Source organism: Neolewinella persica DSM 23188 (assembly GCF_000373105.1).
Taxonomy (GTDB): domain Bacteria; phylum Bacteroidota; class Bacteroidia; order Chitinophagales; family Saprospiraceae; genus Neolewinella; species Neolewinella persica.
In genome coordinates this window covers 37,197-49,909 of sequence record NZ_KB890444.1, presented here as the reverse complement: position 1 = coordinate 49,909, position 12,713 = coordinate 37,197, and the positions used below count along the sequence as shown (strand labels likewise).

10 protein-coding genes are annotated in these 12,713 nt (G+C 52.9%); 6 read left to right on the top strand and 4 right to left on the bottom strand.

The features are described 5' to 3' along the window. Nucleotides 1–229: 229 nt before the first annotated feature. A complete protein-coding gene (locus B036_RS0118510; protein ID WP_020570226.1) occupies nucleotides 230–1,006 on the bottom strand; it encodes an ABC transporter ATP-binding protein in 777 nt (258 codons plus the stop codon). Nucleotides 1,007–1,016: 10 nt separating this feature from the next. After that, nucleotides 1,017–1,763 (bottom strand): MlaE family ABC transporter permease, encoded by a 747-nt coding sequence (locus B036_RS0118505; RefSeq protein ID WP_026232111.1) that lies wholly within the window; start codon nucleotides 1,761–1,763, stop codon nucleotides 1,017–1,019. Nucleotides 1,764–2,319: 556 nt separating this feature from the next. Between B036_RS0118505 and B036_RS0118500 the strand changes: the two genes are divergently transcribed. The 4 genes from B036_RS0118500 to lptE all read left to right on the top strand — a co-directional run bounded on the left by B036_RS0118500 (nucleotide 2,320) and on the right by lptE (nucleotide 6,680). Continuing rightward, a complete protein-coding gene (locus B036_RS0118500) occupies nucleotides 2,320–3,954 on the top strand; it encodes an amidase family protein (protein ID WP_020570224.1) in 1,635 nt (544 codons plus the stop codon). Nucleotides 3,955–4,207: 253 nt separating this feature from the next. Next, complete coding sequence (locus tag B036_RS0118495; RefSeq protein ID WP_020570223.1) at nucleotides 4,208–4,762, top strand: NUDIX domain-containing protein; 555 nt, start codon at nucleotides 4,208–4,210, stop codon at nucleotides 4,760–4,762. Between the two features lie 314 nt (nucleotides 4,763–5,076). Continuing rightward, complete coding sequence (locus B036_RS0118490) at nucleotides 5,077–5,769, top strand: Crp/Fnr family transcriptional regulator (RefSeq protein WP_020570222.1); 693 nt, start codon at nucleotides 5,077–5,079, stop codon at nucleotides 5,767–5,769. 386 nt (nucleotides 5,770–6,155) lie between these two features. Then, nucleotides 6,156–6,680, top strand: coding sequence for an LPS assembly lipoprotein LptE (lptE, locus tag B036_RS0118485; RefSeq protein ID WP_157472214.1), 525 nt, complete (start codon nucleotides 6,156–6,158; stop codon nucleotides 6,678–6,680). A 58-nt stretch (nucleotides 6,681–6,738) separates the two neighbouring features. On the opposite strand, the gene B036_RS0118480 is transcribed toward lptE, so the two are convergent. After that, nucleotides 6,739–7,641 (bottom strand): winged helix-turn-helix domain-containing protein, encoded by a 903-nt coding sequence (locus tag B036_RS0118480; protein WP_169435079.1) that lies wholly within the window; start codon nucleotides 7,639–7,641, stop codon nucleotides 6,739–6,741. Nucleotides 7,642–7,762: 121 nt separating this feature from the next. Between B036_RS0118480 and B036_RS0118475 the strand changes: the two genes are divergently transcribed. Then, nucleotides 7,763–8,671: a WD40/YVTN/BNR-like repeat-containing protein gene (locus B036_RS0118475; RefSeq protein ID WP_020570219.1), complete on the top strand. Its 909-nt coding sequence runs from the start codon at nucleotides 7,763–7,765 to the stop codon at nucleotides 8,669–8,671. A 98-nt stretch (nucleotides 8,672–8,769) separates the two neighbouring features. Further along, nucleotides 8,770–9,633, top strand: a complete 864-nt coding sequence (locus B036_RS30005) for a DUF2911 domain-containing protein (RefSeq protein ID WP_020570218.1) — start codon at nucleotides 8,770–8,772, stop codon at nucleotides 9,631–9,633. Between the two features lie 168 nt (nucleotides 9,634–9,801). Here the strand turns inward: B036_RS30005 and B036_RS0118465 are convergent, their stop codons facing one another. Then, a complete protein-coding gene (locus tag B036_RS0118465; protein WP_020570217.1) occupies nucleotides 9,802–12,501 on the bottom strand; it encodes a valine--tRNA ligase in 2,700 nt (899 codons plus the stop codon). Nucleotides 12,502–12,713: the final 212 nt, after the last annotated feature.

The following is a 12,713-nucleotide window of genomic DNA, read 5'->3' as shown; positions in this document are numbered from 1 at the left end:
CCCGCAGGTTCTCTTATCAAGCGCTGCAACACCTGCAACCCTTGCAACATGAGCGCAGTGAATCCTGCAACATGAGCGCAGCGAATCCTGCAACATGAGCGCAGCGAATCCCGCAACATGAGCGCAGCGAATCCCGCAACATGAGCGCAGCGAATCCCGCAACATGAGCGCAGCGAATCCCGCAACATGAGCGTTAGCGAATCCTGCAACATGAGCGCAGCGAATCCCCCTACTCCTCCGAGTGCCGCAGCTTAAGCGCATCCGCCCGCAAGCGCCGCAGGAACGGACTGGCAAAAATGAAATCTTCCAGGACCTGGTTATCGCTTTCGAGTACCTGAGTTTTATCTCCCCGCCAGGCTACGTGGCCATCTTTCATCAGGATGATGTTCTCTCCAATACCCATAACGGAATTCATGTCGTGGGTATTGATGACGGTGGTGATGTTATTGCGGGTGGTGAGGTCACAGATCAGTTCATCGATCAGGATGGACGTCTGGGGATCGAGGCCGGAGTTGGGCTCATCACAGAATAGATAGTCTGGTTCCAGTACCATGGAGCGTGCAATGCCTACGCGTTTTTGCATGCCGCCGGAAACCTCTGAAGGATAGCGATCATTAATGCCTTCCATGTTGACCATTTCGAGGCATTCGTCGACCCGCATCGTCTTTTCTTTCAAAGTGCGCCGGGTAAACATATCCATCGGGAAACGGATGTTTTCGCCTACGGTCATGGAATCAAAAAGGGCGTTACCCTGAAAGAGCATCCCGATGCGCATCCGGATGGCCCGGAGTTCCTTTGCTTCGAGGCTGAAGATATCGGTGTCTCCGTAGAACACTTTGCCCGAGTCGGGCTTGAACAAACCGATCAGCAGTTTGAGTAATACCGTTTTCCCTGCACCGGAACTACCGATGATGAGGTTGGGCTTGCCTGCAAAGAACTCAGTGCTGATGCCTTTGAGGACGTAGTTATCCCCGAACGATTTTTCGATGTTTTCGGTACGAATCATGCGAGAGGGATTAAGTAAGCAACAGGGCAATGATGAAGTCGAAGAGCAGGATCAGGACGTTGGAGACAACCACCGCATTGGTGCTGGCCTCACCCAGTTCGATGCTGCCGCCCTTCACATAATAGCCGAGGTAACAGCTGATGGAAGTGAGCAGGAAGGCAAAAACTGCGGCCTTGACGAACATCATGAACACGTAGCGGGGGACGAAGAAAGTCCGTAGCCCCAGCACGTACTCCGTATGGGAAAGGTCTCCAGGTAGCACGGTAGCGACGTAGCCACCGATGATGCTGACGAAGGCCGAGATGGCTACCAGCAGTGGAATAACCACCACTGCGGCCACCAGTTTGGGCATGATCAGGTACGCAGCGGTGTTGACGCCCATGATCTCCATGGCGTCGATGTGTTCCTTTTGGCGCATGCCGCCGATCTCGGCGGCAAGGTTGGAACCTACCTTACCCGCCAGCACCAGACAAGTGATGGTGGGAGCCATCTCGATGATGGTGATGTCCCGAACAATGTAACCAATGTAGTAGGCGGGGATGAAGCTGTCGCCCAACTGGTCGGCAAACTGAACGGCCGTTACCATCCCAATGAAAACGGAGATCAGCAGAACGATGAAGACGGAACCAACGCCAATGGCGTCCATTTGCCGTATCGTTTCCTTGTAATACATTGAGAACCGCTCCGGTTTGGCCACGGCAGATTTGAGCAGCAAGACATATCGCCCAAAATGAAATAAGAATGTATCTATGAGCATGCGTTGCCAGGTCGATTAAGGTTTGGGTCCAGTGCTTTTATAAATGAAGTTCAGCACTACGCTAACAGCATCAAGGTGCTGGAACTTCATTTTGCTAGCGTTAATGCCCTCACTAAGTCGGGTTGTAACGTGACGGAGAGCTATTAGGTTTGACTGTGGGCGAAGATAGTGGATGGTGGGCAACCATTCAGGACATTCCCGCAGAAGCTGGGCGTAAACCAAATCGTCGCGCTTGCACTGGAGTACTTACGCCGGGTCAGTGCGACAATTTGGTTTACGCCCCATAAGCTTCAGCCTCGCTGGTGCGCTTAGTGGCTCCATCTATTGGTCCTATGAAGGAGCGGGCGCGGACGCAGGTGCAGGGAGGGTAGCTCCGGGAGAGAGGGACCGAGGGAGAGGCGACTTTGGGTGCGTAGAGACAAATTCAAACCACCCTGCATCCGATGCATCGAATTGCGTGCCAGACCGCATTTTAAAAGACCATCAAACTTTTGCGCCTGCGCAAGTAAAAGAAGTTTCAGATGAAAGAATGATCTCTTACCATTAAATTTACCCCATGAAATATTCCATCCTGTTTGTGTTCCTGTTCCTTCTGATCAGCTGTCAATCCCAGCGCTCCATTTCCTGGAGTCCATATGACGAGGCTGCAGAATTGGCGGAAAATGCTGATCATCCTTCTTCCCGACTCCGGTACAAGTTGCTGCAGTCCAGGGTAATGGACAAAAACACTTTGTGGAAGAGCATCACTCCACAACTTAAAGGTTTCACAGCTTCGGATTACGAGCAATTAAAACCATTGATATTGGATCAGGATATTTTCACCATGCAGAAGCATGTTGAGGAAGGTAAACTGTCCTACGAGAAACTCACCCAATGGTATTTATACCGTATTTCCTTATTCGAAAATGATAAAGAAAAGTACCTCAATGCCATTATTTCGATAAACCCTGACGCCGTTGCCCGGGCCCGAAAATTGGATGAGACCCGCACCACTTCGAGCCATCCGATATACGGTATGCCCGTATTACTGAAGGATAACGTGAATTTTGCGGGAATACCCACCACTGCCGGTGCGCAGGTATTCCAGAATAACCGGACGGAAGATGCTTTTATCACCAAAAGTATCAAGGAAAAAGGAGGCATTATTCTCGGAAAGACGAACCTGAGTGAATGGGCAAACTACCTTTGCCTGGGTTGCCCCAACGGCTACAGTGCCGTGGGCGGACAAACACTGAATGCCTACGGGCGGAAGCAATTCGATACCGGTGGCTCCAGTTCAGGAAGCGGAGCGGCCATGGCGGCGGGCTACGCCGCCGCTGCGGTGGGAACAGAAACCTCAGGGTCCATTCTGTCCCCTTCCAGCCAAAGCTCTTTAGTGGGACTTAAACCTACTATTGGCGTACTTAGCCAGGATGGCATCGTGCCTATTTCGAGCACGCTGGATACGCCCGGGCCAATGACGCGCAGCGTACTGGACAATGCCATCTTATTGTCGGCCATGAAGGGTAAGAAAGGCGCCGAAACTTCCAACGTTGGCAGCCCTCAGGTAGTAAATTTCTGGGAGGTACTCAAAGAGTCATCGGTAAAAGGCCTTCGGCTGGGGGTCAATAAAAACTACCTGGAAGACGGAGAATACGCAGCGGCCATCGCCAAACTGCGGGCGGCAGGGGCGGAACTCTTCGAGTTTGAGCCCATTGACGTCGACTTCGATGGCTTTGGAAATTTTCTAAGTGCTGACATGGCCAAGGATCTTCCCGCCTACATCAAAAACTTCGGCGACAAAAGCCTTAAGGTCGCCAATGTAGCCGACATCGTTGACTATAACCTGAAGGACACCCTCGTCCGCATCCCCTACGGACAGGGCCGCTTCTCCGGTATCCTCGACCTCGACCTTAGCCCCGAAGAATATACCACCCTGAAAAAACGACTTCACGATGAAGGCAAGCGTTTCCTCGAAGCACCGATGCGGGAATTTAAGCTGGACGCGATCCTCTCCATCAATAATTACGGCGCTGGCGCAGCCGCCGTGGCGCAATATCCTTGCCTGACCGTCCCCATGGGCTATACCGCCGAAGGCGAACCCAAAGGGTTGACGTTTGTCGGCCGGCCATATACCGAAGGACGTTTGTTGGAAATGGGGGCTGCTTTTGAGCGGCTTAATGGAGGTCGGGTTCGGCCGGCCGGGTATTGATAAATTGCTGATTGTGGTCTGGTAGCCCTAAGGCGAAGGGGGTAGTGGGGTTCCGGGGCATATGGCTGGATTGCGGCGATGAGCGTTTTCCCGGGTAAAGCCACTGCTTTGCCCTGCCCGCCTTTAGCGGGGAACAGCCCATGCTCCATTGTCTTTTCTCTGGCACCTGCGTCCGCGCCCAAATAGTCAGCCCCGACACCCAACACCAGGCTAAGAAATCGTATCCCCTAATAGACCAACAGACCAATAAGCCATGAAAAACCCCTGGAAGACCAAAGCTACCTCCGTTCCTTACGAAAACGCGTGGATTCGCATCGAGCACCATGAGGTCATCAATCCAGCGGGAAACCCTGGTATATATGGTCTCGTTAAATTCAAGAACCATGCCATCGGTATTGTTCCAATCGACGACGAAGGCTACACCTGGTTAGTAGGCCAGTACCGTTATGCACTGGAGAGTTACGAGTGGGAAATCCCAGAAGGCGGTTGCCCGGTCGATACGGATCCGCTGGAGACGGCCAAACGGGAATTGAAAGAAGAAACCGGGTTGGTGGCAAGGGAATGGACCCAAATCATGGAGTTCCATCTCAGTAACTCCGTCACCAATGAGTATGGTGTAGCGTATGTGGCTAAAGGCCTGACCCAGGAAGCCGCTGAACCAGAGGATACCGAAGATCTTACCCTTCGCCGCGTCCCGCTTGCCGAGGCCATCGCCATGACGATGGATGGGCGAATCAGGGATGCGCTCAGTATACTGGCTTTGCAACGGGTGGCGTTGGGTCGCTTCGTTCCGGTTGCAGGTCGCTAGCGCTGGTTGCAGGGTTGCTTCGCTCCAGTTGCAGTTGACGGGCTGTTATGCCTGCAACTCCTGCAACTCCTGCAACCAGGAGCGCAGCGACCCTGCAACCAGGAGCGCAGCGACCCTGCAACCAGGAGCGCAGCGACCCTGCAACGAGTTACGGGCGCCCAGCGCCCACCAACTCTTGTCTTAACAAAATAAATTTCCGCCACCTTGGGGGGAGGGCACTTTTTTGGTGTCCCGTTAGTATAAGCGCAAGCGGATGAAGGGTAAATTTGCCAATTCGCCAAACGCATTTTGAACTATCAATAAAAACCTACTTCATGAATCTCGCTGCTAAAATTACGTTGCTTTCCCAGTTTGACCTATTTGATGCCCTCACCGAAACTGAGCGTAACCAGCTCGCTGAGGTGATGGAATGCCGTAAAAAACCCCGGTACTCCGTAATTTACCAGCCTGGAGAAACCAGCGAGCATATTTTTCTTCTAAGTAAGGGTGCCGTCAAGATCAGCACGCACAGCAGTGAAGGTAAGGAGGTGATTAAGCAGTTGATTCACCCAGAGGCCATCTTTGGTGAGTTGGCCCTGGTTGGCGAAGCCAAGCGGACCGAAACGGCCCAATCTTTAAAGGAAGAGGTACACTACTATACTATCCGGACGGTTGATTTTCAGCGCATCCTGGCCAACAACTCCAAGCTTAGCCAGCAGGTACTGTTCCTCTTCGGCCAGCGTATGATGGCGGCAGAGAATAAGTTGGAGAACCTGATCTTTAAGGATGCGCGTAGCCGCATCGTCAATTTCCTCCATGAAGTGGTGACCAAGCGCGGTCGCCAGGTAGGCTATGAGATGTTGCTCAAGCACAGTCTTACTCACCAGGATATTGCCAACATTACCTGTACCAGCCGCCAGACGGTGACGCTGGTCCTCAACGAACTCCGTAAGGAAAACCTGATATACTTCAATCGAGGCCGCATCCTGGTCCGCGATATGGAAACCCTGCGCACCAGCGCAGCCTAAAAGCCTATAGATTTAGATTTTTGTTGAATTTTTTCTCAGCGGATTTACTTCTAACCCTGCGGGTTTTTCCGTCGGATAATGGAGTCCCAAAGAATGAATGTTTGGAGCAACCCTTCTGGTCAAATGATCGGAAGGGTTTTCCTCTTGAGAGTTGCAGGAGCGAAGCGCGCTGGTTGCAGGAGTTACAGAGGTCGCTTTTCTCCCGTTGCAAAGGTTGTGTTGCAGGCAATACAGCCCTCACAACCTGCAAATAAGCCTGAAACTCCTGCAACGGGAGCGTAGCGACCCTGCCTGTTGCTGAAATCCTAAAATTCTCCGACTCCGGCCACGCTTTTCCAGCCAACAGCGTTTAGTTGATACCTTGAGTGCCTAACTTCGCCTTTCCTATGAATATTAGACGTCTTTCCTTGCTTCCCGTCCTATTTTTGCTTGCCGCTCTGTTACCGGGGTGTTACACCCTCAGTGGCATTTCCATCCCGGAGGGCGTCGAGAGAGCTTATGTTCCCTTATTTACGGACAATGCGCTGGGGGCACCACCAACCTTATACATCGATATGACGGAGAGCCTGCGCGATAAAGTGCGGGATGAGGCCCGCCTGCTCATAACGGAGGACAACCCGGACATCGAGATGAAGGGGACGCTGGTGGACTTTCGCGTCTCCGCCGAGGGTGCCAGTCCAGGTAATGAAACGGCCGCCTTCGCTAAACTCAACCGACTGACCATTGTGGTTGCCATCGAATACAAAAACCTGCGTGACCCGGAAGAGGAAGGCTGGAAGCAGAACTTCTCTAATTTCTTCGACTTCCCCGCAACGCAAACACTGGCCTCCGTACAGGATGAAGCCATTGAGGAAATCCTCGATCAGATCAATGAAAATATCTTTAATAAGGCGTTTGCGGAAGATTGGTAACTCGAGTTGTCGAGTTGTTGAGTTTTCGAGTTGTCGGGGGCTACGATTACAATACTTTTCAGGTAGTCCGCAACCGATACCCAATACCGTGCACCGTCTGGATCTCCAGGCCTTTAGCTCCGCTTATCTTTTTCCGTAGCCGGGAAATGAAAACATCAAGACTACGCCCTACCATAATGCCTTCCTCTCCCCAAACGGCATCGTGGATGGTTTCCCGGTCCAGTACCTGGTTGGTGTTAGTAGCCAGAAAACTAAAAAGTTTGGCTTCCCGGTAGGTTAATTCGTGCGAAACGTCCCCAACTTCCAGGGATTGATCCGCGAGGCTGAAAGAGCAATTATTGCCGAGTTTCTGATGGTCCGAAACCGGCATCACTTCTGCTGCCTCCGGGGTAGTCGTTGTGGGCTCGGCCTGGAGGCGTTGCCAGGTAGGGCCAGCGATCATTAACAGGCAACCTAAACCCAAAAGAAGCCAGGGGAGGGGGCCGGACAGGGGAGCAGCTGGTGGAGGAAAGGAGATGCTCAAGCTGGCACATCGGATCGGTTGGTCGCGCTCGGCACAGGCAATTTCCAGGCCGGTAGCTGACAGTTCTAAGCCTTTAGTTCCTTTCCAGAATCCGCCAAGAAATACCTCGCCAGTCTCGCAATCCTCCAAGGAGAGCGTATAACTGTCGGTAATATTGAAGTGGGCGAAGACTTTGGCCGTGATCGCACTGATGGTGTCGTAATCCAGATGACGTTCCAATTGGAGGAATAAACTTCCATCTGGCCGATGGACAACTGCCGGGATCGTGCTGCTATGGTCTCCCAGGCCAGACAGATAATCGTGCCCGATTTGGCGCAGGGCAAGAGAACCTTGTGGATGCCCGCCCACGGGGGCAGTGGGCGCAAGTGTACTGGTCAGTGTTACTAACACCAAAACCAGGCCCAAAGCCGGAGACCACCTTAATAACCAATTTCGCATCACTACAAAAGTACGGTGTAAAACCTGCCTTAGCAGTGGTTTTACGTGGCCTTTACATCCTTTTACATTCATTTTCACTGCTACCTGGCGCTTGCCGGTACCTTGCAGAAAAATAACTGCCATGTACTACATACTCTTCTTTTTAGCCATAATGACTTCTGCACCTGCCGATGTTGTCGTTCCTGCTACTGAAACTTCTACGGTAACCTCCGAAGTGGAAGTTACTGACCCCAAAACGCTGCCTAACCTATACTTAAGTACCGACTGGGGTGCGAATTGGGCTGGTTTTGCCGATGGATTGCCCGATAACACTAATCCACGCACCATCCTTGAGCATGAAGGGGACCTCCTTCTGGCCACAAGTGGGAAGGGCATCTACGTCTTGCCTGCAGGAACAAACACCTGGCAAGCTCGCAACCAAGGGCTGCCCAGTGAGGTTTTCGCCACTTCATTGGCGGCAAAAGGAAAGGTCTTAGTATTGGGGACTTATGAAAAGGGTGTTTACGTGTCCCGGGATGGCGGACTGCACTGGCGGCACCCAATTTTCAACATAAAAGGTGGGGCTGTCCGGGCGCTGTTGTTCCACGAAGGCCAACTCATCGCTGGTACTGATTCGGGCATCTTCCGCTCTGCCGATGGTGGAGAGACCTGGCGCCGAAGCGGAGAAATCACGCAGATCAACGGCCTGGCCCTGCACAACGGTCAACTTTTTGCCGCCCGCCAAAACGGCATGGGTGTACTGAATAATGACGTGCCCACTTGGTCTTCAGTCTACACCGAAAGAACAATTACTCAGTTGATTTCTCACGAAGACTACCTCTACGCCCGCATCATTGGTGGCGGGATGATTCGTAGTAGTGACGGAAAGAACTGGGAGAAACAAATCTTCAAGGTACCCGTGGTCGGATATAAGAGCCTGCCTGAGGCTTTGTGGGGCGGGTACAGCCCGGAACTGCCTTCGGACCTGCCCATCGGCTCCATTATGGAGATATCGCGTGGTTGGGTCGTTGGCTTGCAGTCGGGGTGTTAAATTCTTCCCCCCGCCCAACCACCATAAAATAAGAAGCTTTTGGTGATTCCCACCGGGCCCTTCAACGCTTGATTTACCCTGTTAATAAATCCAATACCATGAAAGCAGTCACGCTACTTTTCTCCCTTTTCCTGTGGGCGGGTACCCAACTCTCTGCCCAATTTACACCCTTCAGCCCACCCGCTCATTTAGAACAGGTCGTGGGAAACACTAAGGTTATCATCGATTACGACCGCCCCGCTTCGCGGGGAAGGAAGATATTTGGTGGCCTTGTTCCCTGGAATGAACGTTGGCAGACCGGGGCATCGGGCACCAGAATTAATTTTAGCCGCGCGGTTTCTTTTGGTGGGCAGGCCGTCCCGGCCGGCACCTACGGATTGTTGGTCGTCCCTGGCCCAAAGGAATGGACCCTGCTGTTGAACACAAACGGAGATGAGTTCGGTTTTGTAGAATACGACGAGACTAAGAATATAGCTGAAGTCAAGGTGCCAGCTGCTAAAGCAGGGCGTTTTTACGACGCTTTTTCCATCGACCTTGACATCAGCCCCGAAAATGCCCGAATGTACCTTTCCTGGACCGATGTTCAGGTCAGTGTCCCGATTGAAACCAGAACGGAGGAATTGGCCATGGCGTACATCGACAGCCTGTTGGCAGCGCCGCTGGTCAAAATTTCTGACCCTTATTTTCAGGCGGCCAGGTACCTGCTTTTTACCCGGCGGGGAGATGAAAAGGCACCGGACATAATCCACCAGCTACAGCGGGTGGATAAGGGGTACTATCCGTACCGGATGCTGATGGAAGCCTACGTACACCTTGGGCAGCAGGTACAGGCTTTGCAAACCATTGAACAAGGCATTGAAGTGACCAAGCGCGAGTTTGCTGCTCGTCCAGAGAGACTACTTTCGATTCTGAAGTATTGGGAGGAAGAGCGGGGGAAGGTAGAGGCCATGTTGAGGCCCTGAATAATAGGAATATACGGGCGACGGCACGCAGGTGCATGGGGAAGGTAGAGGAAGCAGTGCATCTCTATGTATCCTGCTGCGGCCAAGCCTGGCCTGTCCGACTATTTCCTTTAACAGGACTACTTGAAGGTTGATCGGTTGTGTGTGGAGTAACAGCGGCTTCGGCCTCTACCCCAACATGGCCCGCAAACTCTCCACCTTAGCCGTCCAGTCCGCCATCTTCTTCTTCTCCAGCGCCACTACGGCGTCGGGGGCATTGGCGACGAACCGCTCATTGGCCAGCTTTTTGGTCACGCCTTTCAGCTGACCTTCGAGGCGGCTGATCTCTTCGTTGATCTTGGCGTTCTCCGCCTCCACGTCGATGATTTCGTTGAGGACCAGGTAAGCCTTATCGTTACCGATGAGGAAGGGCAGGGCATTGGCCGGTGCTTCCGTCGTCAGTTCAACGGACTTAAGGGCGCCTGCTTTTCTAAGGAATTCCACGGCACCTGCGTTCGCGCCTAAAAGCTGTTCACTTGAAGCGCTTTGGTTCACGTACAAGGCCAACGGCTCCCGCTTCCCGACTTTGCGTTGGTTTCGGATGTCACGGATGCTGGAAACGGTGTCCTGTAAGAGCGTGAAGGATTTGACGATGTCGGCGTTATAAGTAGCAGCCTTCGGCCAGCTGGAAACGACACAGTCTTCGCCTTCCTTACGGTCGCGCAGATCGTGCCAAACTTCCTCCGTAATGAAGGGCATGAAGGGGTGCAGCAGCGTCATCATTCGCTCGAAGGCAGAGATGGTCGCCTCGTAGGTCTGTTGGCTAATGGCCTCGCCTTCCCCGGGCTTAATGGCTTCCAGGTACCAGGAGCAGAAGTCACCCCAGATAAATTTATAGAGCGTCATCATGGCCTCATTAACACGGTACTCAGCGAGCATCCGGTCAACTTCAACGATGGTATGGTTCAGCTTTGCCTCCAGCCACTTAGCGGCCAACATAGCCGTCGGGTTCGGAAGGCTGTCGGTAACCTCAAAGCTCTGGATAAGGCGGTTGGCATTGAATATCTTATTACAGAATTTTTTGCCCTGGTTACATAGTTCGGACTGGTCAAGGACCTTGCCGTCAACCATCGGTGCATCAAAAACGATGTCGTTTCCGGCGGCGGCGCTGGAAAGCATGCCAAAGCGGACGCCGTCGGCACCATAGGTCTTTAGCAATTCGAGCGCGTTGGGACTATTACCCTTGCTCTTCGACATTTTCTGCCGCTTCTCATCACGGACCATGCCCGTGAAGTAGACGTTCTTAAATGGCATCTTGCCATTCTTTTTTACGAAGTCCTCGCCCAGCAGCTCCGGGGCGAACTCATACCCAGCCATAACCATCCGCGCGACCCAGAAGAACATAATGTCCCAGCCCGTAACCAGGTCATTGGTCGGGTAGTAATATTCAAGTTCCTTAGTGTCTTTAAAGCCATCGAAAACGGAGATTGGCCACAGCCAGCTGGAGAACCAGGTGTCGAGCACGTCTTCGTCCTGCTTCAGGTCGGCCAGCGTAAGGTTCTCCAACGGCAACTTGCGCTGGGCCTGTAGCAAAGCCTCCTCTGCGGTTTCGGCAACAAAGACGTTGTCGTTGTAGTACCACGCCGGGATGCGTTGTCCCCACCAAAGCTGGCGACTGATCGGCCAGTCGCGCGCGTTTTCCGGCTTGAGCCAGGACCGATACATGTTGACCATGCTCTCGGGGTGAAACTTAACGTCGCCGGATTCTACGGCGCGGAGCGCCGTGGCCGCCATATCGTCCATCTTCAGGAACCACTGCATTGTCAGGCGAGGTTCAACGACGGCGTTGGTCCGTTCGGAGCGGCCGACGCTGGTGCGGTACTGCTTGGTTTCCAGCAGGTCGCCGGTTTTCTTGAGCAGCTTAACAAACTCGACGCGGGCATCGTCGCGGTCCATTCCGACGAATTCAATGGCGTTTTCGTTGAGGGTACCGTCGGCGTTGAGCAGATCGATAACTTCGAGGCCATACTTCTCGCCCAAAGCGTTGTCGTTCATGTCGTGGGCCGGGGTGATCTTGAGGGCTCCCGTACCGAAATCCAGGGCAACGTAATCATCCGTGATGATCGGAACCTCGCGGTTAGCGATGGGAACGATGACCTTACGACCGTGGTACTTTGCGTAGCGCGGATCATCCGGATGTACCGCCAGGGCAGTATCGGCAGGGATGGTTTCCGGGCGACTGGTCGCAACGGTGATGTACTCATCGTCGGTACCGACAACTTTGTACCGAACGTGGTAGAGGTTTTTATTTTCTTCGGTGTGAATTACTTCCTCGTTGGAGAGTACCGTTTGGGCAGCGGGGTCCCAGTTGGTCATGCGCAGACCACGGTAGAGCTGGCCCTTTTTGTGGAGGTTGACGAAAACCTTAATGACGGCGTCGTACAAAGACGGTTCCATCGTGAAGCGCGTTCGTTCCCAGTCACAGCTGGCGCCGAGTTCCTGCAATTGTTTCAGGATGATACCACCGTATTCTTCCTTCCAGGCGAAGGCGTGCTTCATGAATTCCTCCCGGGTCAGGTCAGATTTCTTGATGCCCTGCTCGCGCAACTTTTTAACAACCTTTGCTTCCGTTGCAATACTGGCGTGGTCGGTGCCGGGTACCCAGCAAGCGTTTTTACCATCCAGCCGCGCTTTACGGATCAGGATATCCTGGATCGTATTATTCAGCATGTGGCCCATGTGCAAAACCCCGGTCACGTTAGGTGGCGGAATCACGATCGTATAGGCTTCACGGTCATCCGGCTCACTGTGGAAATAATTCTTCTCCAACCAGTGGGCGTACCATTTGGACTCAACGTCTTTTGCGGAATAGGTTTTTGTCACTGACATGCTGCTAAATTTCGTGCGAAGATAGTTTATAGTCCTTAGTCCGTAGTCAATAGTTCATAGCCTGACCGCTCATAGCAGGGAGTTTATCGACTATGACCCATTGGCGTATGAACGGACAACTACCGGGGATAACGGATGAGTTGCAGTCGTTTGGCTTTAATTTTCAGGAGCTGCTGTATCAGGAGTTGGGCGGGGCCGCGGGTGCAGGGGGA